Annotated in this window: 16 protein-coding genes; 2 read left to right on the top strand and 14 right to left on the bottom strand. The window is 59.0% G+C overall.

Features of this window, described 5'->3' with window-relative positions:
* Positions 1–32: 32 nt before the first annotated feature.
* The 6 genes from QZ522_RS09555 to QZ522_RS09530 form a co-directional block, all read right to left on the bottom strand.
* Positions 33–1493, bottom strand: coding sequence for a biotin carboxylase (locus tag QZ522_RS09555; RefSeq protein WP_294610354.1), 1461 nt, complete (start codon positions 1491–1493; stop codon positions 33–35).
* 12 nt (positions 1494–1505) lie between these two features.
* Complete coding sequence (locus QZ522_RS09550) at positions 1506–4247, bottom strand: aminotransferase class I/II-fold pyridoxal phosphate-dependent enzyme (RefSeq protein ID WP_294610349.1); 2742 nt, start codon at positions 4245–4247, stop codon at positions 1506–1508.
* Positions 4248–4321: 74 nt separating this feature from the next.
* On the bottom strand, positions 4322–5296 hold the full coding sequence (locus tag QZ522_RS09545) for a carbon-nitrogen hydrolase family protein (RefSeq protein WP_294610346.1): 975 nt from the start codon (positions 5294–5296) through the stop codon (positions 4322–4324).
* A gap of 68 nt (positions 5297–5364) precedes the next feature.
* Positions 5365–5796: a universal stress protein gene (locus tag QZ522_RS09540; protein ID WP_294610343.1), complete on the bottom strand. Its 432-nt coding sequence runs from the start codon at positions 5794–5796 to the stop codon at positions 5365–5367.
* An 11-nt stretch (positions 5797–5807) separates the two neighbouring features.
* Positions 5808–8561 (bottom strand): TRAP transporter permease, encoded by a 2754-nt coding sequence (locus QZ522_RS09535; protein WP_294610340.1) that lies wholly within the window; start codon positions 8559–8561, stop codon positions 5808–5810.
* Between the two features lie 112 nt (positions 8562–8673).
* Positions 8674–9630: a TAXI family TRAP transporter solute-binding subunit gene (locus tag QZ522_RS09530; RefSeq protein ID WP_294610337.1), complete on the bottom strand. Its 957-nt coding sequence runs from the start codon at positions 9628–9630 to the stop codon at positions 8674–8676.
* Between the two features lie 1025 nt (positions 9631–10655).
* Here QZ522_RS09530 and QZ522_RS09525 point away from each other — a divergent pair.
* Positions 10656–12251 carry an FMN-binding glutamate synthase family protein gene (locus QZ522_RS09525; protein WP_294610352.1) on the top strand — a complete coding sequence of 532 codons (1596 nt, stop codon included), beginning with the start codon at positions 10656–10658 and terminating at the stop codon, positions 12249–12251.
* Positions 12252–12320: 69 nt separating this feature from the next.
* On the opposite strand, the gene gabT is transcribed toward QZ522_RS09525, so the two are convergent.
* On the bottom strand, positions 12321–13706 hold the full coding sequence (gene gabT, locus QZ522_RS09520; RefSeq protein ID WP_294610334.1) for a 4-aminobutyrate--2-oxoglutarate transaminase: 1386 nt from the start codon (positions 13704–13706) through the stop codon (positions 12321–12323).
* A gap of 229 nt (positions 13707–13935) precedes the next feature.
* On the opposite strand from gabT, the gene QZ522_RS09515 reads away from it, so the two are divergent.
* Positions 13936–14490, top strand: coding sequence for a cupin domain-containing protein (locus QZ522_RS09515; protein ID WP_294610331.1), 555 nt, complete (start codon positions 13936–13938; stop codon positions 14488–14490).
* Here QZ522_RS09515 and QZ522_RS09510 read toward each other — a convergent pair.
* From QZ522_RS09510 to QZ522_RS09480, 7 genes are all read right to left on the bottom strand, one after another.
* On the bottom strand, positions 14482–15228 hold the full coding sequence (locus QZ522_RS09510; RefSeq protein WP_294610328.1) for a 2-keto-4-pentenoate hydratase: 747 nt from the start codon (positions 15226–15228) through the stop codon (positions 14482–14484). The genes QZ522_RS09515 and QZ522_RS09510 overlap by 9 nt on opposite strands.
* Entirely contained in the window at positions 15225–16445 is a 1221-nt protein-coding gene (locus QZ522_RS09505; RefSeq protein ID WP_294610325.1) for a CoA transferase, read from the bottom strand. The genes QZ522_RS09510 and QZ522_RS09505 overlap by 4 nt, the downstream gene beginning before the upstream one ends.
* The gene (locus tag QZ522_RS09500) at positions 16430–17203 is read right to left on the bottom strand and encodes an enoyl-CoA hydratase (RefSeq protein ID WP_294610323.1); all 774 of its coding nucleotides are present in this window, start codon (positions 17201–17203) and stop codon (positions 16430–16432) included. Before QZ522_RS09500 ends, QZ522_RS09505 begins: the two co-directional genes overlap by 16 nt.
* 9 nt (positions 17204–17212) lie before the next feature.
* Positions 17213–18493 carry a TRAP transporter large permease gene (locus QZ522_RS09495; RefSeq protein WP_294610320.1) on the bottom strand — a complete coding sequence of 427 codons (1281 nt, stop codon included), beginning with the start codon at positions 18491–18493 and terminating at the stop codon, positions 17213–17215.
* Positions 18493–19044, bottom strand: coding sequence for a TRAP transporter small permease (locus tag QZ522_RS09490; protein ID WP_294610317.1), 552 nt, complete (start codon positions 19042–19044; stop codon positions 18493–18495). Before QZ522_RS09490 ends, QZ522_RS09495 begins: the two co-directional genes overlap by 1 nt.
* Before the next feature lie 126 nt (positions 19045–19170).
* On the bottom strand, positions 19171–20145 hold the full coding sequence (locus QZ522_RS09485; RefSeq protein ID WP_294610315.1) for a TRAP transporter substrate-binding protein: 975 nt from the start codon (positions 20143–20145) through the stop codon (positions 19171–19173).
* A 158-nt stretch (positions 20146–20303) separates the two neighbouring features.
* On the bottom strand, positions 20304–21488 hold the full coding sequence (locus tag QZ522_RS09480; protein WP_294610312.1) for an aminotransferase class V-fold PLP-dependent enzyme: 1185 nt from the start codon (positions 21486–21488) through the stop codon (positions 20304–20306).
* Positions 21489–21770 lie beyond the last annotated feature (282 nt).

Genomic DNA, 21770 nt, shown 5'->3' with positions numbered 1-21770 from the left:
CGCTTAATGCGCGCCAGAGCATCGCAACTTCCTTACATGATCTTGAACGCCGGATCCGCCAGCGCAGGCCCCGCATTTGCCACCGGCAAGGGTTTGCCTGCAACGGTCTTCTTGATGCCGTGAATCCATTTCTTGGCGCGTTCATTCAACTGAAAGCTCTTGGTCATAGACCGCCCGCGCGTCACCAGAATACCGATATCGGCGCCCTCATAACGGTAATCGCCGGGCTGAAGGATACGCAGGAAGAAGGCCTCGTTTTCCGATTCAACCGCGCGGCGGTGATAATCGAAGCGGTCAAAGACAACATGGCCATCCTCGAGCATTTTGTAGATGCCGGTTTCGGGCGCATCTGTGCAGATATCGACGCTATCCTCGGTGTGTTTGATCACCATCTGCGACCAGCTGTCGATCATGTCGGGATTGGCCCACCTGTTGTTCAGCTCGTCCACATCAAGATTGAATTTCTTCCTGGAAAATTCCAGCAGGTGGAACAGGAACAAAGGCGCATCCGCATGGGCAAAGGCGGCGTGGTTGGTCATCGACGACGCCCCGGTGATGCGCGGGTTCAGTTCGCCCAGCCAAAGATCGCCGGTTTTCTTGTCGATCAGGAAATCCAGCTCGAAATAGCCGCGATAGCCCTCTTTGCGAAGCTGTTCGCCGAATTTGAAGGTCAGATCGCGCGCCTTCTCGCGGACCTTGGGCGGAAAGGCGGTGGCGAGGATCTCGTTGCCGCACCAGCCGCCACGATAGGGCGTCAACTCCTTGAAGCCGACAAGTTCGGTCATCAGCGGGCCGACGATGGTGCCTTCCTTGGTGGCGCAGGCCTCGATTGCGGACCCCCGGCAATCAATCCGCTTCATGATCTTGATCTCACCCTCGCCGACGATCTCATGTTCGTGGCGTCTAAAATCGGCCTCGGACTTGATGAAGAAGGTTGTGTGCCCGCTATCGCCAAAGGCCGATTGCAACACCAGATCATGACCGATCCCGGCCTTTTCACAGGTCTTTTGCAAATCCTCATAGGATTTCACTTCGGCCAGCACATTGGGCACCGAAGGAACACCGGCCTTGTTTCCGATACGGACGGTTTCGATCTTGTTGTCCATCTGGGTGCGCAGCCCGGCCTTGGGGAACCAGACCTCGGCGCCAAGTTCCTTGGACAGACGCTCGGTTTCCTCGTCGAACATCAGAAAGACAAATTTGGGCTTGCCGCCGCGCCGCTTGATGAAATCAATCACCTCTTTGTGCTGCAACAGGTAGTTGTTGATATCCTCGATCGACTGGAATTCGGCGTGGGGCTGTTCCGACGGGCAGAACACGTTCGGATGCTTGCCGCCGTAACAGTCGATATAGCAGATGTATTTGAAGTTCTTCACCCACTCATCAAGCCCGAGGAGGTTAAAGTTCGTTGCCGAAATAAAGTAAATCGGGTCTTCGTTGCGATGAAAGAACCGGCGGATTTCCGAGATATTCTTAAGCACAGTTGCCATGATGTTTTCCCTTCCTTATTCGGCTGCAGTCTTGATGGTTTTGGCCTTGGGCAAGGCCGCCAGGGCCTCTGGTGTGAAAACGCGCAAACCAAGATCGGCGCGGTAGCCATGAATTTCATTGACGTCGAGCGCGCGCATGAAGGCAAGGATTTCCTTGCTGATCACCTGTCCGGGCACCAAAATAGGAAACCCCGGCGGATAGGGGATGATAAAGCTGGCCGAAACCACTTCTTGCCCGGCTTCAAGCGCGTCCTTGAGAGATCCGTCCAATTCCAGATAATCACAGTTGTTCAAGTCATAACTCAGGTAATAGGCGGTCCTGATATCGCCCTCTGGCGTAAGGTCGTCGGGGCGGAACGCATCGTGAAAGCGGCTGAAATCCGGCAGGGGCGGGTAATTCTCGGTCAGGTTTTTCACCCGGCGGTCAAACGCCATCCGCTCCATGTTCGAGGCATCGTCAAGCAGGTCGTCAAGGTCCTTGGCTATTTCGACCAGCACCTCGATCAGATAGGCCACCGACGATCGCGTGGTGCCGATATTGGTCATGAACAACACGGTATTGCGCGAGGTCTTGTTGATCTGAATGCCGTATTTGTCCATCAGGATATCGGTCTTGAAGGTATCGCCATCCCAACCGGTTCCGCCAACGGCAAGGGTGACACGGGTGGCATCAAGCACGAAATCATCCTGCTCCCAGCAATCCCACATATCGGTCCAGCCCTGTTCATTGTCGAAATAGCTGGTGACGCCGCTTTGGCGGTGATGCTCGGGGATCATGTCGCCGGCGGTCAGCACCTTGAAATACTTTTGCAACAGGGGATGGGTGCTTATCGCCTTGCGCATCGACATCGCCGCCTCGATCTGGCGCTGGACGAATTCAAAGCCTTCAAGTTCCACTTGGCGGCGCCCGACATCGAGCGAGGCGATGATCTGATAGTTGGGCGAGGTTGACGTATGCGTCATATAGGCTTCGTGGAACGATTGCTCGACCTCGCCTTTGAAGTCCTGATCGTTGACGTGGATCATCGACCCCTGCCGCAAAGAGGTCAGCGTTTTATGCGTCGATTGGGTGGCATAGACCCTTATGCGCGCGCCGGGCGGGGCGACAAGGCGGGTTTCAAGCCATGTTTCATCGGGCTCATCGGCAAGCGCCTCTTGCTGGGCCTCATAGGTACGACGGTGCGCATCGGTGCGCAGGCGGCGGCGCAGGTTGTTGGCGGTGCGCATGGCCGTACGTTGACGATAGGTCGGGCTGAAGCGAGCAAAGGCAAACCAGGCCTCATCCCAGAGGAACACAAGGTCGGGCTTGATCGCCAGACATTCCTCCATCACGCGCTCGACATTATATACCAGCCCGTCAAAGGTACAGTTGGTCAGCAAGAGCATGCGCACGCGCTCAAGTTTACCGGCGGCCTTGAGCGCCAGAAGCTGATGTTTGATCTCGCGCAGCGGCACCGCACCATACATCGAATATTCATTGAGCGGGTAACTATCGAGATAAACCACCTCGGCACCGGCCAATACCATGCCGTAGTGGTGCGATTTGTGGCAATCGCGGTCGATCAGTACGATATCGCCGGGGCGCACAAGCGCCTGCACTACGATCTTGTTGCAGGTCGAGGTGCCGTTGGTGGCAAAGAAGGTCTGTTTCGACCCGAATGCCCGGCTGGCGAGTTCCTGTGCTTCCTTGATGGGTCCGTGCGGTTCCAGAAGGCTATCAAGCCCGCCAGAGGTGGCCGAGGTCTCTGCCAGAAAGATGTTTGGGCCGTAAAACGCGCCCATATCCTGAATCCAATGGCTGCGGGTGATGGATTTGCCGCGGCTGATCGGCATTGCGTGAAACACGCCGGTCGGCTGTTTGGAATAGTTCACCAGCGCGGTAAAGAACGGCGTCTTGTTGCGTGCCTCGACCCCGCGCAGGATATTGAGGTGCAACTCCATGAAGTCTTCCTGATTGTAGAAGACTCTACGGCAAATTCCAAGATCCAGCCCGGCGATATCCTCGACCGAGCGTTCGGTGACAAGATAAGCGTCAAGCTCGGGGCGGACCCGGTCAATCAGGCGGCAGAGTTCGGGGCCGTAGTTCTCGGGCAACAGCGCCTCAAGTTCGTCGGCGCCGCTGGCGTTGCTGAGGTATTTGCTGAGAATTTCGTTTTCGTTCTTTGACTTCAGAACCAGACCGGGGCGCACCACGATCGCCTGGATGTTGTGATTGAACAGCACCGCGATAAGCGCGTCTTCCAGGCTTGGCACCACGACCGCCTCATAGTGGAACGGATCCTCGGGGCGGCGCATGCGGGTGACGTTGGACCTGAGCCATCGTTCCTGTTGTTCGCTGACATTGTCGACAATCAGCACCTCGAAATAGGGGCGTGCCATGGCGCGGGCCTCGGGCGATAGCATCGCCTCGTCGTTATGTTCCTCATCGTCAAGGCTGTCGCGATCAAGCGGGATCGTGCGGCGCCGGTACGCCCCGGTGGTCAGCGCGCGGGTCACCCGGTGCACGCCAAACGAAAGATCTTCGAAATTGCCATGCTCGAACTGACGGCGCATGTGATCAAAGGCCGCCATGCCGGGAAAGGCCCAATAAGGTTCGATCAGGGCGAGGGCGTCGAAAAGCTCGTTGATCCGCGTCCTGAGGGCGGGAATCTTCTTTGCGTCCCGTTCCCTGCATATCGAGGTCGTGGCCTCTCGCAACGCACTCCACCGGTCAGAGCGAAGCTGCGTTGCGGAATAATAGTCGCTTACAGAATCCATCAATCTTTCTCCCGGTTGTCCGGCCGGAACGCGATGAATGGATCACGGGCAATGGCCGCCCGAAGCCTTGCGTCCTAGCCTACTGTTGTCCTGCCCTCGAAAGGGGTCGTTCCATATCCAAGCGCGCGCTTGTGATTGCGTTCCTCGGCCTCTGCATCGGCGGGCACATCCACATGCAACCCGGCGCGCGATCCCTGTTGGGGAATTTCAAGCGGTCCAAGGGTTCGAAGGTAATCGTCGGTGCCGCTGTTGCGGTCATAAACCGAGAAATCGACCGACCGGTCGCGGAAGCTTTTAAGCACCTGCCCCAGGCCTTTCATCCCGGTTTCGCGTTGGCGGCGCACCATCGAAAGATCGACCTCGATCGGGAACATGTCCTCTTGTCCCGCCGACTGGTGCAGCACAAGCGATGTCGGATCGACCACCAGTGATTTGCCGACGCCGCCGGCGCCAAGGCCGTTCACGTCAAACACATAGCATTGAAACTGTGCCGCCGTGGCGCGCGCGATGGCAAGCTCGGCGTCGCGGTCGGTGGTCCCGGTCAGAACCGGATGAAGCAGCACTTCGACGCCCTGACTTGTCAGCTCTCGGGTGGTTTCCGGGAACCACATGTCGTAACAGATCGACAGACCAAAGCGGCCCACCTCCGGCACATCGAAGACGCAGAATTCGGTGCCCGCCGCAATCCCCGCCTCGTAGGGCAGGAAGGGGAACATCTTGGCATAGCGACGGATCACGTCGCCATCGGGATTGATCACCAGCGACGTGTTGTAGATCCGCCCGTCGACCGGCGAAGTCAGAAACATCGAGCCGGGGATAAGCCATATCTTGTAACGCCGCGCTGCCTCGCAGAACTGATCAATCACGTCGTTCTCGTGGGGCAAGGCATATTCGTCGAGCGGACCAAACGGCGAAAGTTCGCTGAAAACCACCATTTGCGTCCAGGGAAACCGTGCCATGAGAACGTCAAGACGATGAAGCATCCCTTCTACGTTCGGTTGCAGGGCGTTGACGTACATCTGTACGCCGGCAATTGCGAAAGGGGTCATAATGTCAGCTCTCCGTGCTGGCAGAGCGGCCCGGAGCGGGCACAAGGAATCTCTGCTTTGACCACCTATTACGCCCTTACCACCAAAACGGAAACGGGTGATCTGCGCACGATCCTATCAGCATTCGAGCCGACAAGAAACTCGCGCACACGGTCGGGTTTATGCGAGGCCATGATTACCAGATCGCATTTTGTTTCCTCGATCGTCTTCAGAACCTTCTTGTGAATCTTGCCAAAGGCGAGGTGCTGTTTCACGGCAACATCCTCTGGAACTTCGGCAAGAACCAGATTGTTCAGCGCGGTGTTTGCGGCGGCAATCGCCCTTGTCTCGAAATCCTCGGGGAAGAAGCCTTCGACAAGCGGCGTGCCCATGTCGGGCACGACAGACATGATATGCAACTTGCCCTTAGAGGCGCGCACAAGCTCGACCGCCTGAGGAAGGGCCTTTTGCCAGGACGCGGGGGCATTCAGGTCGATGGTGAGCAGCACTGTATTGAACATGGTCTCTCTCCTCAGGCGGCAGCTGATTTGCGGGGGCTGCGGGCATTGCGACCCCGCTGAAGGAACACGACAAGGCCCAAAAGCAAGAGCGCGGGAATGAACATCAGGTATTTGCTGGGCTGATCTATAGGTCGCAGCACGCGCAATACCTCTTGATCCCAATCGAGACCGGCACTTTCCGCCGCGCTGCCAAAGGTCACGTCGTCAATGAAAAGCGTGCCGCCCTCGTCGCGGAACAACAGCCCGGCATTGGTCAGCCGCTCCTCACCGGTTGCCCCCTCTTTGATCGGCAGGATGGCGACGAACTCGATCGGGTCGCCAAGGTCGTTCACCCCCGCCACCCGAAGCCGCAGGTCTTCGCCCACAGGTGTTGCCATCGCCGCAGCGGCGATCTCGGCCGGGTTTTCCTCACTATAGGGTGGCGCCACCATGTCCATCCAGAACCCCGGACGGAACAGCGTGAAGGCAATCAGCAACAGCGCGAGCGTTTCGTAAATGCGGTTTCTCGCAATGAACCACCCCTGGGTTGCCGCCGCGAACAAGAGCATGGCAATCGTTGCGATGACGAAGACGAATATCCCCTGCACCCATGTCACATCAATCAACAGCAATTCGGTGTTGAAGATGAACAGGAACGGCAAGGCGGCGGTGCGCAGCGAATAAAAGAACGCCACCACCCCGGTCCTGATCGGATCGCCGCCTGACACGGCGGCGGCGGCAAAGCTTGCAAGGCCGACGGGGGGGGTCACATCGGCCATGATCCCGAAGTAGAACACAAAGAGATGCACGGCGATCAGCGGCACGATAAGCCCGTTTTGCTGGCCAAGGGTGACGATGACCGGGGCGAGAAGGGCCGATACGACGATATAGTTCGCCGTGGTCGGCAGGCCCATGCCAAGGATCAGCGACAGGATCGCGGTCAGGAACAGAATGGCAAGGATATTGCCACCAGACAGGACCTCGACCACATCGGCAAGCGCCGAGCCAACGCCGGTCTGGCTTACCGCGCCGACAATGATACCCGCGGTAGCGGTGGCGATGCCGATACCGATCATGTTGCGCGCGCCGGTCTCAAGCCCGTCAATCAGGTCTTTCACACCCTGCGCGACGGTATTGCCGATCTTGCCTTCACCGCGCATGATCGCGGTCAGCGGGCGTTGGGTCAGCAGGATGAACACCATATAGGCCGTCGCCCAGAATGCCGAGAGACCGGGGGACAGGCGATCCACCATAAGCGCCCAGACCAGCACAACGACCGGCAGGACGAAATGCAGCCCCGATCGGACCGTCGGCCCCGGCAGGGGCAGCGCGGTCACCGGCGCATTGGGGTCGTCAAGCTCAAGCGGTTCTTCCTTGGAGGCGACATAAAGCAGGCCCACATAGACCAGCGTCAGGAAGACGAAAATGATATAACCCGCCGCATTCGGAAAGGCCGGACGGATCCAGCCCATGCCGTAATAGACCGCAAAGGACAGCGCACAGATCGCGGCAACGCTAAAGGCTATGCCAATCAGGCGCTGTACGATCGGCTTGGGCGTATAGGCGCGCGGAAGGCCTTGCATGCCGGCCTTGAGGGCCTCGAGATGCACGATATAGACAAGCGCGATATAGCTGATTACGGCGGGCAGAAAGGCGTGTTTTACCACGTCAAAATAAGGAATGCCGACATATTCCACCATCAGGAACGCCGCCGCGCCCATCACGGGTGGCATGATCTGACCGTTGACAGAGCTGGCAACCTCGACAGCGCCGGCCTTTTCGGAACTGAACCCGACCTTCTTCATCAGCGGGATGGTAAAGGTTCCGGTGGTCACGACGTTGGCAATCGACGAGCCGGAAATAAGCCCGGTCATTGCCGAAGAAACGACCGCTGCCTTGGCGGGGCCACCCTTCATGTGGCCCATCAGGCTGAAGGCAACCTGAATGAAATAGTTGCCGGCCCCTGCCCGGTCGAGAAGCGATCCGAACAGGACGAACAGAAAGACAAAAGATGTCGAGACACCCAATGCGATGCCGAACACGCCTTCGGTGGTGATCCACTGGTGGTTCACGATTTCCGCCAGGCTGTTGCCCTTGTGGGCGATGATGCTGGGCATATAGGGGCCAAGCACGGTGTAGACGAGAAACACCGAGGCGACGATCATCAGGGCCGGTCCAAGCGCACGGCGCGTGGCCTCGAGCAAGAGCATAAGGCCGATCACGGCGATCACGAAATCCTGAAGGATCGGGGCGCCAACGCGGCCGGAAATATCCCGGTAATACGCATAGAGATAAAGCGCCGCAATCGCGCCGATAATGCCAAGGGCCCATTCCCAGATCGGCACGCGATCTTTTGGCGACCCCAACAGGATGGCCAACACAAGGGCTGCGGCAACCAGCGGGATCCACCATGTTGACGCATTTTCCTTGGCGCCGACCATGAACAGAAACGCCAAGACTACCGGTACGACGACGCCAAGGCCCAGCTGAAACTTGCTGCGCGCCGCGGGAAAGGCCGCGAAAGCGAGGAAAATTGCAAAGGCAAGGTGGATCGAGCGGCTTTCAGTGTCGTTGAACACGCCCCAGCCGACGATAAATGGAATGGGCGAGGCAATCCAAAGCTGAAAAAGAGACCAGGCAAGGGCGACGCAGGTCAAAAAGATGCCTACGGTGCCTGTGGTCCCCCGCCCGCCCGTATCAGAGGACGCGACAAGGGCGTCAAGTTCGGCCTGCGAAAGGCCGCCACGATCTGGTGCTTGCTGCTGCTGATTTGGATTGTCCGACATATCAGTCCCCCGCGGCCCTAACATCGGGCGCTTGATTGCTGTGCCTTGAGGCCCGGTGCGGCAAAACCCGTCCGCCGCACCGATTGTTCAGGTGTTCAAAGGCAATCCTGCCTTACTGCCAGCCACGCTCTTTGTAATAGCGGACGGCACCGTCATGCAGCGGCGCCGAGAGGCCGGCGCTGATCATGTCTTCTTCCTTCAGGTTCTCGAACGCCGGGTGCAGGCGCTTGAACCGATCGAAATTGTCAAAGACAGCTTTAACAACCTGATAGACCACCTCGTCATCAACCTTCGCCGAGGTCACGAATGTTGCCTTCACGCCAAAGGTGTTGGTGTCGTTGGGCGAGCCTTCGTACATGCCGCCGGGCACCGTGGCCGCAGCGTAGAACGGATTATCCGCGATCAGCTTGTCGATTTCGGGGCCGGTTACCGGGACCAGAACCGCATCGACGGTCGAAACGGCCTCTTGGATCGAGCCATTGGGATGGCCAACCGTATAGATGATCGCGTCAACCTTGTTATCACCTAGCGCGGCAGCCTGTTCGGCGGGCTTTAGTTCCGAGGCGAGGGCGAAATCATCCGTCGTCCAGCCAAGCGCGTTCATCACGACCTGCATGGTAGCATGCTGACCCGAACCGGGGTTGCCGATGTTGACGCGCTTGCCCTTGAGATCCGCAAAGGTGGTGATGCCGGAATCTGCGCGTGCAATCACGGTAAACGGCTCGCCGTGAACCGAGAACACGGCGCGTTCGTCGGTAAAGGCATCTCCTTCGAATTTAGAGGTGCCGTTATAGGCGTGATATTGCCAGTCGGACTGCGCCACGCCCATATCCATGTCACCCGCCTTGATGGCGTTGATATTGGCGATCGAGCCGCCGGTCGACGGAGCCGTGCACTTGAGGTTGGTTTCCGCCGTGGTGCGGTTCACCAGACGACAGATTGACTGACCGACAACGAAATAGACGCCGGTTTGCCCGCCGGTGCCGATGGTGATGAACTTTTCCTGTGCGAAACTTGCCGTACCGGCCAGCATGGCGCCAGCGAAGGCAATGGATTTGAAGAGTTTCATGACAGTCTCCCTGTTGTTTGATTTAGGTTGCCGATCTTATGGGTCGGTCTCATTTATTTCAGTCTTGCGCCGAAACCTGTGTACGTTCGAACCATACGCCACCGTCTCGCAAGCGCAAAATGGCGTTCAGACAGAGTGCCCATGCATGCGGCCCTCCTGGGGTCTTTCTCCGTCTGATTGAAACAGTCTGCACTGTTTTCGCTTCTTATCAAGAGGGTACTGGTGTTTATTATTTTCAGCATATGCCTTATGGATTATTCATCAAGGGGTGCCATATGTAACTGGCGACCGCTCGTTCAAATGGCACAAGACTGTATGAAAGCGCGCTCGGGTTCTGGTCCTGGAGTAGCCCCGCGCGACCGGTTCGCGCCGGAGTCATCAGCGACCGCCGACAAGACCAACGCGTCAGTCAAGCCCCTCATATCTTAAGATGAATTTCTGATTAATATTAATAAGTAACATCTGAGTATGCCTGTATCGCCCCTCGGCGGCGACTAGGGTGCGTTGCGCGTTTGGAGAATGTGACGACAGGTAAAGCCATGCAAGAAGGGCCTGCGGTTGCGTCTAGGAACGCGGCGCCCGGCACCGGGCATTGTTACCCTGAGCGGTCAATCGACAGGAAAAAGAAGGGCTGCGGGAACGGGCTGGTGAATTAATTGAACGGCGGGAAACGGCCAGGCCGGTTGAAATTTTCGACGCGCTTGATTCTGATATACATGGCGATGACTTAGGCGAACCCGACCGCAAAGACGCAGATTCGATTCTCATTGCGGCCTTTCAATTTCGTCTGAACCAAGCCCTACACATGGGCGGATTCCTATTTTTTCGATGCCTTCGGGGCGGAATTTTGCGGGGGGCCCCCACTCTGTTTTGACGAAAATCACCGAAAAGAGCGGATTCTTTTTGGTTCTGAGCCGCGCTTGCCCGATGATGGTCCTGTTACTTCGGTAAGTCATAAATTTAGATTTCATGTCGTATGGGTTAGCGTAACCTGAAAGGACAACCTCGTGCTAAAATTGAATGAAATGGGTCGCTTTGCGGCTTTTGCCCTGTCGGGGTTTCTGGCGGTCGTGTCTCTCATCGGCCTTTTCTGGTCGGTCTGGCTGCTGATCCCGCTGGCATTTTTCACGGGACTGACCGTGCTTGGCATCGTTGATGTCACCCAACACAGCCATTCGATCCTGCGCAATTATCCGGTGATCGGTCACATGCGGTTTCTGTTCGAGGGTATTCGCCCCGAAATTCGTCAATATCTGATCGAAAGCGATCAGGATGAAGAACCCTTTAGCCGCGATGCCCGCTCGCTTGTCTATCAGCGCGCCAAGGGGATGGAGGACAAGCGGCCCTTTGGCACGAGGATGCGGGTTTATGATGCGGGCTATTCCTGGGTGACGCATTCGGTGATGCCGAAGCATCTTGAGGACACCGATTTTCGCGTGCGCATAGGTGGCGCTGGCTGTGCCCAGCCTTACGACGCTTCGATTTACAACATCTCTGCGATGAGCTTTGGCGCGCTGTCGGCCAATGCCATTCTGGCACTCAATACCGGGGCAAAGATCGGCGGCTTTGCCCATGACACTGGCGAAGGCGGGGTAAGCCGCTATCACCGCGAGGGCGGCGGAGACCTGATCTATGAGGTCGGCTCTGGTTATTTCGGCTGTCGCAACGAAGATGGCACGTTCAACGCCGACCGCTTTGCTGAACAGGCCGCAAGCCCGCAAATCAAGATGATCGAAGTGAAGCTAAGCCAGGGTGCCAAGCCCGGCCATGGCGGCATGTTGCCCGCTTCCAAGATCAGCCCCGAAATCGCCGAGGCGCGCGGCGTGCCGATGGGGCAGGATTGCGTATCGCCGGCCTCGCATTCCGCCTTTTCCACGCCCATAGAGATGATGCAGTTCCTGGCACTTCTGCGCGAACGATCGGGCGGCAAACCGGTCGGGTTCAAGCTTTGCATCGGTCATCGGCGCGAATTCATGTGCATGGTCAAGGCGATGCTGGAAACCGGGTTCACCCCTGATTTCATCGTGGTTGACGGTACCGAAGGCGGCACCGGCGCCGCGCCGCTGGAATTTGCCAATCATGTCGGCATGCCGATGGTCGAGGGGCTGACCTTTGTGCACAACACGCTGCGCGGTGCGGGGCTTCGAGATCAGGTCAGGCTTGGGGCGGCAGGCAAGATCGTCTCGGCCTTTGACATCGCCCGCGCGCTGGCGCTCGGGGCCGACTGGTGCAACTCGGCGCGCGGCTATATGTTCGCGATTGGCTGTATCCAGGCGCAGGCCTGTCACACCAACCACTGTCCCGTCGGGGTCGCCACGCAGGATCCGCTGCGCCAGCGGGCACTTGATCCGGTCGGCAAGAGCAAACGGGTCGCAAGTTTTCACCGCAATACGCTGGCGGCTTTGGGCGAAATGACCGGTGCGGCCGGCCTGTCCAATCCGGGCGAGTTTCTGCCGCGCCATCTTATGATCCGGCAAAGCGATGCACAGATGGTGACGGGCGACGAGGCCCATGCGGTGCTTCCGATTGGGATTTTGCTCAAGGACGGCAAGGATGATCCCGGTGGGTACCGCAAAAGATGGGCCCGCGCGACATCGGACCAGTTCGCGCCGAGAGACTAGGCGCGGACAAGCGTGCCGCCAAAAAAGGGACAGGCAAAGGCCCGTCCCTTTTCGTCGTTCTGGTCCGGCTCAGACTTGCACTTCGGCGATGGCATCGCCAAGGGCGGCCTCAAAGATCGCAAGGCCCTCTTCGATGATGGCATCCGAGGCCGTCAGCGGCACCATGATCCGAAGCGCGTTGCCATGCATGCCACAGGCCAGAAGGATCAGCCCGCGTTTCAGGGCATGCGCCACAACCGCCTTGGTCAGCGCGGCATCGGGCGCGGCGCTGTCGAAATCGGTGACGAATTCGACCGCGAGCATGGCGCCAAGGCCGCGAATGTCCCACATGCGATAGGGTGCAACGCGTGCGCCGATCTCGGCAAAGCGGGCGCGGAAATGCTCGCCAAGTTCGGTGGAGCGGGCCAAAAGGCCTTCTTCCTCGATGGCTTCAATCGCGGCCAGAGCCGCGGCGCAGGCCACAGGGTTGCCGCCATATGTCCCGCCAAGACCCCCCGGAATGACCGCATCCATCACCTCGGCGCGGCCAATCACACCGGCAATCGGATAGCCGCCGGCCATGGATTTTGCGACGGTAATAAGGTCTGGCACAACGCCCGAATGTTCAACCGCAAACCAGGTGCCCGTGCGCCCGAAACCGGCCTGAATTTCGTCGGCGATCAGCATGATCCCGTGGGTGTCACAGATCTCGCGCAACGCCTGCATCATCTCGAACGGTACCGGCGTATAGCCGCCTTCGCCAAGCACCGGTTCGATGATGATCGCGGCAATCCGCTCGGGCTGAGCATCGGTCAGGAACAGGTTTTGCAACCCGGTCAGGGCGTCCTGCACGGTAATGCCATCGCGCGCACTCGGGAACGGCGCGCGGAAGATATCCGCCGGGAACGGGCCGACGTCCTTTTTATAGGGTGAAATCTTGCCGGTCATGCCAAGCGTCAACAAGGTGCGACCATGATACGCGCCGGTAAAGGCGATAACGCCCGGACGGCCAGTGGCCGCACGTGCAATCTTGACCGCGTTTTCGACGGCTTCGGCACCGGTGGTCACCAAAAGCGACTTTTTCGCGTGATCGCCGGGGGCCAGTGCGTTCAGCTTTTCGGCCAGAGCGACATAAGGCTCATAGGGGACGACCTGAAAGCTGGTATGGGTATAGTGATCTTCCTGGGCCTTGGCGGCAGCGATCACCTTGGGGTGGCGGTGTCCGGTGTTGAGCACGGCAATCCCGCCAGCGAAATCGACATAGCGGTTGCCTTCAACATCCCACAGCTCGGCGTTCTCGGCATGGCTTGCAAAGACCGGCGCAGCAGAGACCACACCACGCGCCACAGCAGCCTCGCGGCGCGCCACGAGTGCGGCATTGGTTTGCCCCTCCTGCGCGGCATCCCGCACGATCGAGATCTTGGCCTTGGACGCGGCAGCGGCCTTGCGGGGCTTTTTCTTTGCGGTATTGGACATATCAATGCCTCCTTGTTCAGATGAACACCGGTCCCGTTCATGGGGGTGTTTAAAATTCTCATAATACGTTTAATTTACCTGTCAATCCCGTTTTAACCAAGGCATTATCGACCCGCGACAGACGCAGGCAATGAGTGACATTTCATGGCAATCGAGGTTCCGGCCTCTGTCTGGGTGTACTACATTGTTCTCGCAAAAGATTATTCCGAAGGTGCAGAAGGATTCTAACGTGGACATCGGCAACAGGCTTCAGGAAATCCGCAAGGCGCATGGTCTGTCTCAGCGGGAACTCGCCGCACGGGCAGGTCTGACCAACGGAACGATCTCGCTTATCGAACAGAATAAGACCAGCCCTTCGGTCGCCTCGCTCAAAAGCCTGCTGGATGCGATTCCCATGAGCATCGCGGAATTCTTTGCCACGATAGAAGAAACCCAGCACAGCAAATATTTCTACGGCCCTGACGAATTTACCGAGATCGCGCCGCAATCGGGCCTGACCGCGGTATCGTTGCGCCAGCTTGGCAATGCCAGCAGTCACGCCCTCCAGATCCTTGACGAGACCTATCCGCCGAACGCCGACACCGGGCCGGAATTACTAAGCCATGTGGGCGAAGAGGCCGGTATCGTGATCGAGGGCCAGATCGAAATTACCGTCGACGATCAGGTCAGGGTCTTGAAGCCTGGCGATGGTTATCTGTTTGACAGCCGCCTGCCCCACCGGTTCCGCAATCCCGGCACAGTGGTCTGCAAGATCATCAGCGCCTGTACGCCGCCGTCATTCTGATCCCGCTTGAAGGGTCATTTCGACGGCCCCGAGCCCGGCAATCCCGCCGCGTGCCACAAGACCGGGCCGGACCCAGGGCAAGCCGTTGAGCGATCCGGTAATCACAAGCTGACCGGGCTGCAAGCCGCCGCAATGATCACCGATCGCCAAGGCCAGCTTGTGCAGGGTCGCGAAGGCATCGCCACCGGGCACGCGCGCCGCGCCACTCAGATGTACCTCATCGCCAATCGTCAGGGTCGCCGTGGCCTGGGTGACGTCGATGTCCTGCCAGTCGCGGATCGGCGCGCCAAAGACCACCGCGCCGTTAAGCTGATTGTCGAGCATCTTCAAAAGGCCGCTGGCACCTTTGGGGTCTTCAAGCCGACTGCGCACCAGTTCGAACACAGGCAGCAACTCGACGCAACAGCGCAGCCGGGCCGCGAAATCCGGTGCATTGCGGTCCGGCAGAGGGGCGATTACCCGAAAGGCATATTCAAGCTCGACCCCGACCTCTTCATCGTCCGGCAGCGTAAGGGTTGCGGGGCTTGAATGAATATCGCTGGCATAGATCGGCGCGATTATGATCGGCGCATCGGGCGGACAGGCCACCTTGAACCCGCCGACCGGGCCAAGCGTGGCGGCAAGCGCCTCTTGCACCGCAAAGACCCGTTCGCGGCTAAGCCCCTCACCCGCCCGGTCAGGCAGTTTCGGGCCACCGGCCCGCGCGGCATGCAACAGGGGGATAAGCAGATCGCTCATGCGGCAATCACCGCGCCGACGGCGATCATCGCGTCAATAGCGGCGCTGTCATAGCCCGCCTCGCCAAGTACCTCGCGGCTATGCTGGCCCAGAACCGGCGCGGCGCTGCGGATGCTGGCGGGCGTATCGCTGAACTTGATGGGGTGGCCAAGGGTTTTGACCGTTCCGGCCACGGGATGATCCACCTCGACGATCATGTCGCGTGCGTGCGCCTGCGGATCGGCTTGCATTTCGAGGATATCCAGCACCGGCCCGGCGGGCAGCCCCGCCATTTCCATCCGCCCAAGCCAGACCACAGAGGTCTCGTGCCGCAAATACCCGTTCAGGATCGCTTCCAGTTCCTGCAAATGCTGCATCCGGTCGTGGTTTGAGGCAAAGCGCGGATCGTCGTTCAATTCGGGCGCGCCGATCACATCGAGGAACCGCAGCCAGTTGCGTTGATTGGCCGCGCCGACATTGATCCAGCCATCCGCCGTTTGAAACGCCTGATAAGGACCGTTAAGCGGATGCGCCGAGCCCATCGGACCGGGGGCCACACCGGTGGCAAAGGCAATCGCCGATTGCCAATAGGTCTGGGTGATTGCCGCCTCGAACAGCGACGTATCGACCTTTTGTCCCTCGCCGGTCTGAAGCATCCGCGCATAAGCCGCCGAAACCCCCATCGCCGCAACTATCCCGGCGGTGATATCGGACACCGGCGCGCCGGTCTTGACCGGCGGGCGGCCGGGGCCCTCGCCGGTGATAGACATCAGGCCGGACATGCCCTGCGCAATAAGGTCGAAGCCGCCGCGCTCTGCATACGGGCCAGTACGGCCAAAACCGGAAATCTCGCAATAGATCAGCCGGGGATTGATCGCGCGCAATTCGTCATAGCCAAGGCCCAATCGCTCCATTGTACCCATACGATAGTTTTCGATCACCACGTCCGCCTCTTCCAGCAGGCGGTGCAGTGCCTCGACCGCATCCGGTTGCTTGAGGTTGAGGGCAAGACCGCGCTTGTTGCGGTTCATCATCATATAGGCCGCGGATTCCCCCTCGATGGCGGGGGGCACAAAGCGGCGGCTGTCGTCGCCGTCGGGTTTTTCAACCTTGATCACATCCGCGCCCATATCGGCCAGCATCAGGCCACAGACCGGACCGGCCATGATATGGGCCAGCTCGATCACCTTCATTCCGGCCAGCGGACCGCTGGCTTGCGGGGTTATTTTCCGGTCCATTTCGGGGCCTCCTTGGCAAGGAAAGCTTCCATCCCGTGGCGGAAATCCTCGCTCATGTAACACATCTCGATCAGGTCGGCATCTTCGACCTTGGCAACCGCGCCGACACGGCGCATCGCCTCTTTGGTGGCGCGCAGGGTCAGGGGCGCCATCTCGCCCAGGGTCTGTGCCAGGGCTTCGGCGCGCGCCATAAGGGCAGCTTCATCCTCAAGCACTTCGGAGACAAGGCCACAGGCCTGCGCTTCGGCTGCGCCCAAAAGCCGCGCGGTAAAGATCATCTCGCGCACGCGCCCGGCGCCCATCAGCGCCGAAAGCCGCGCCAGATTTTCCGCCGCCAGGCAATTGCCAAGGGTGCGCGCGATGGGAAAGCCGAACTTGAGGCTGGCACTTGCGATGCGGATATCACAGGCCGCCGCAATCGCCGCGCCGCCCCCGGTACAGGCCCCGTTGAGCGCCGCCACTGTCGGCAGCGGACAACGTTCGACCGCTTCGAGAACCGCGCCGATCTTTGCCTCGTAATCAAGCGCGTCCTGTGCCTTGTCGAAGGTGCGGAACTGGGTCATGTCGGTGCCCGCCGCAAAGGCCCGCCCACCGGCACCGGACAGAACCACGGCACGCAGGCTTCCGTCCGTCGGCACGTTGCGACAGAGATCCGCAAGCCCCTCGTACATTTGAAACGTCAGCGCATTGCGCGCCTGCGGGCGGTTAAAGGTGATCCACAGCGTCGCGTCGCGGATTTCATGGGTAAGTTCGCTCATCTTGCCGCCTTATCTGTAGAAATATTCGACCAGGAACAATGGCACCGAAGGTACATAGGTGCAAAGCATCAGCACCGCCAGGAGCACCATCACGAACCAGATATTGACCTTGGACACCTCCCAGATATTGGCCCGCGCCACCGCGCAAGAGGTGATCAGAACCGAGGCCACCGGTGGGGTTTGCTGGCCAATCGCAAGGTTAAGCGTGACCACGAGGCCGAAATGCACGGGGTCGATCCCGGCGGCCGTGATCAACGGGATGACGATCGGCACCACAAGGATGATCGCCGCAGCCGAGTGCAGGAAAAAGCCGATGATCAGGAAGAAAAAGTTCAGGATCAGAAGGATCGCCCATTGCTTGTCGGTGATCGACAGGATGCCATTGGCAAGCTCCTGCGGGATCTGCGCACGGGTCAGGAACCCGCCCATCAGGACCGAGGCGGCAACCAGCAACATGACAACGGCGGTCTGCATGCCACCGTCAAGCATGGCGCGGCGCAGGTGGCCAAGGTCAAGGTTGCGATACCAGGCCGACACCGCAAGCGCGGCAATCACCGCAAGGCCCGCGCCCTCGGTCGCGGTGACAAAACCGCCAAAGATACCGCCAAGGATGATCACCGGAAGGGTAAAGGCCGGAAGCGCATCAACAAAGGTCTCGCGCAGGCGGGGCATGTTGAAGGCCTCTTCCGTCGGAAGGTTGTAACGGCGCGCGAAGATATAGGCGACAAGCATCAGCCCCGCCGCCCCCAACAGGCCCGGCACCACGCCGGCCACGAAAAGCTGTTCCACAGAGGTATTGGCCGAAGCCGCGTAAAGGATCATCGGGATTGACGGCGGGATGATGATCGCCAGCGAGGCCGAAGACGATGTGACCGCCGCCGAGAGTTCCTTGGAATAGCCGCGCTTTTTCATCTGCGGGATCAGGATTGACCCCATCGCTGCCACGTCCGCCACCGCAGAGCCCGAGATTTCCGCGAAGAACAGCGAGACGCCGATATTCACCATCGCCAGCCCGCCGCGCACGAAGCCGACAATCGCCGAGACGAAATTGATAAGCCGGTCGGTGATGCCGCCGGCATTCATGATCGCACCGGCAAGCACGAACATCGGGATCGCAATCAGGGAAAACTTGGTCGATCCGTCGTACATATCAAGGGCGATGGTCACCAGGCTATCGGCGCCTTCGGTCACCAAAAGGCCGATCACGCCCGACATTGCCAAAGCCACGGCAATCGGCACGTTGATGCAGATCATCGCGACCAGTGCAATAAAAATGGCAAGCATAAGCATCAGACGCGATCCTTGTTCTTTTGAAGTTCGGTCTCGACCTCTTCTTCGATTTCAGCATGTTCCAGCGAAATGCCCTGCATGGTCTTTGACCAGTATTCGGGCAGGCTCAGGATCTGGCAGACCACGAAAAGGCTTGCGCCGATCGGGATCACCGATTGGGTGAACTGCACCGGCACCCAGGTCAGCGACACAAGCATGTCGCCCTCAAGCACCTCAAGCACCTGAAGCCCGGCGCGCGCCATCAGTATGAAGAACACCAGCACCAGCGCCTCGGCTACAAGCACCCCCACAAGCCGCGCCTGGGGAGGAAAGGCCAGAAGAACAGTATCAAACCCGATATGGCGGCGATGCAGTGCGGCAAGCGCCGAGCCGTAATAGGTGATCCAGGCCAGCATGATCGCGGCCACCTCGTCGTACCAGGAAAAGCTCTGGCCCATGAGGCGGGCCAGAACGGCAACGATCACGATGACGGTCAGCGCGACCATCAGCAGGATTGTTATGCCTTCAAGAATGCGGCTGAGAAAGCGATTGGCGCGTAACAGACTGGTCATTCTGGCCTTCTTTACATGCATCGGAACGGCCCTGCCCGAATGGGCGCGACAGGTTGATCCGTGGGTGTCTGGTTCTTGGAAACGGAAATCGGCGGCCCCGCGCAGGGACCGCCGGAGAGTATCGGCTTAGCTCGACTGAGCGAGACCCATAACCGTGTCGATCAGCTCCTGACCGCCTTCAACTTCGGCGGCAAAGCCTTCGTAGATCGGCTTGGAGGCTTCGATGAAGGCGGCCTTGTCGGCCTCGTTCACCTCGACACCTGCATCCTTGATCACCGCCAAAAGATCGGTTTCAAGCTGTGCCGCCTTTTCATAGGTAAACGTCTGGGTGTCGTTCGCGCAATCGGTCAGCACCGCCTGGACATCGGCTGGCTGCTTGGCGAAGGTCTTGGACGAGGTAAGGATATACGCAGGCGTATAGACATGGCCGGTGATCGACAGGTACTTCTGCACCTCCTGAAACTTGGCCGATGCGATTTGCGCATAGGGATTTTCCTGTCCGTCGATCACGCCGGTCTGAAGCGCGGTGAACACGTCGGAAAAGGACATCGGTGTCGGGTTGGCGCCATATTGCTGGAACATCTTCACGCGCCATGCGCCGTTCGGTGTGCGCAGCTTGACGCCTTGCAGGTCTTCGGGCTTGTTGATCGGGCGGGTGTTGTTGGTGATGTGGCGAAAGCCGTTCTCGGCCAGCCCGACAATGTGATAGCCATTGTCATTCGCCGCACCTTGGAATTTGTCCATCATTGCGCCCTGAACGCGGCGCATGTGGTCGCGGTCCTTGATGATATAGGGCATTTCGAAGACGCCGAACACATCGCTGACCGAGGACATCACAGAGGACGGAAGCGCGAAATCGACCTGCCCCAGCTTGAGCTTTTGCAACAGTTCCTTGTCCTTGCCAAGCTGCGACGACCCAAAGGTCTGCACCTCGATCTTGCCGCCGGATTTCTCGCCGACGCAGGCGGCGAAATTGTTGACTGTCGCCTCGAACAGCGAGCCGGGCGCGCCGACATGGCCGAATTTCATGGTCACATCGGCGGCCATTGCCGGCATGGCAAGCATCGAGGCCACTGCGGTTGCGATAAGTGTCTTTTTCATTTTGATCCTCCCTGGATATCTGAATGGTGCGTTGGCATTGCGGGTGGGCGTTCCGCCTTTTTCCGATCCTGCCACGCGGTGGTGATCTTACGTCTCGTCAGGTTCCTCTATGTCCGGGCCGCGCGGGCTCCTCCTCCCGCACGGCCCTGTTTTCCGGGTCAGGCCGCAGCGCGCGCCGCGTCGAATTTCTGCCCCAGCACCTCAAGCGCTGCCTGAACACCCCCGGCACGATAGGGGATACCCGCATCGCGCAGCCCCATCTCGACGCCTGACAGGGTGCCACACAGCATGAGATCGTTGAAATCGCCCAGATGCCCGATACGGAACACCCGGTCGGCAACCTTGGACAACCCGTTGCCAAGCGACATATCGTAATTGCGCAGGGTCACGGCGCGGAAATTATCGGCCGAATGCCCCTCGGGCACCATCACCGCCGTCAAGACCGGCGAGCGGTGTTCCGGCACCTGGCAGAGCACCTCAAGGCCCCAGGCCTCAACCGCGGCGCGGGTCGCGGCGCCGTGCCGTTTATGGCGGGCAAAGACATTATCAAGCCCCTCTTCATGCAGCATATCAATCGCCTCGTTGAGCCCGTAAAGCAGGTTCGTCGCAGGCGTGAAGGGGAAATAGCCGGTGTCGTTCGGCCCTGCCATCTCTGCCCAACTCCAATAGGCACGCTTGAGACCCGCGGATTCGGATGCCTTCATCGCCTTGTCGCTGATCGCATTGAACGACAGGCCCGGCGGCAGCATAAGCCCCTTTTGCGATCCCGACACCGTGACATCGACACCCCATTCATCGTGCTTGAACTCGACCGAGGCCAGCGACGAAATTGTATCCACCATCAAAAGCGCCGGGTGACCGGCGGCGTCCAGCGCGCGACGCACCGCAGCAATATCGGATTTGACCCCGGTTGCGGTCTCGTTGTGGGTGGCCAGAACCGCCTTGATCTGGTGCTGGGTGTCCGCCGCCAGGATCTCTGCGTAGAGATCCGCAGGCAGGCCGTCCCCCCAGGGGGTTTCGACGATCTGCACCTCAAGACCGTGCCGTTGACACATGTCAATCCAGCGGTGGCTGAACATGCCGTTGCGGGCCGCCAGGATTTGATCGCCTGCAGACAGGCAATTGCTCAGGGCCGTTTCCCTGCCACCGGTCCCGGTCGAGGGGAAAATGAAAACCTCAGCGTTTTCGCTTTTCAGGACCTTGCGGACCCCATCGCGGGCGGGGTGCAAAATCTGTCCAAACAGCGGAGACCGGTGATCGATGGTCGGCATGTCGCAGGCTTTGTGCAGGGCCTCAGGGATATTGGTTGGGCCCGGAATGAAAACGGGATTTTGAAAGCTCATGGATGTCTCCTTCCGTGTTACCAAGAAGGTAGATCATTCATTTCCTGGGATAAATTTTTTTGAAATCGCATTTCACTTTTTGGTTTTCAGAAATTATTGTTACTTGTCAATTACTTGCTTTTTTCATATAGTGATTTTGTCTTTCACGAAAAAGCGGTGGGTTTTTATGGATTTTCAAGATAATGCCGGTGGAGCCCCCAGAAAAGCGCGTGGACGGCCGCGAGACTGGGACGACAAAACCAGCCAGAACACCATAAAATCGCTGGATCGGGCAATGCGGGT

Origin of the sequence: uncultured Roseovarius sp. (assembly GCF_913054395.1) — a bacterium.
Lineage (GTDB): Bacteria > Pseudomonadota > Alphaproteobacteria > Rhodobacterales > Rhodobacteraceae > Roseovarius.
Note: the sequence above shows the minus strand (reverse complement) of the source record. Positions and strands in the feature narration are given on the sequence as shown.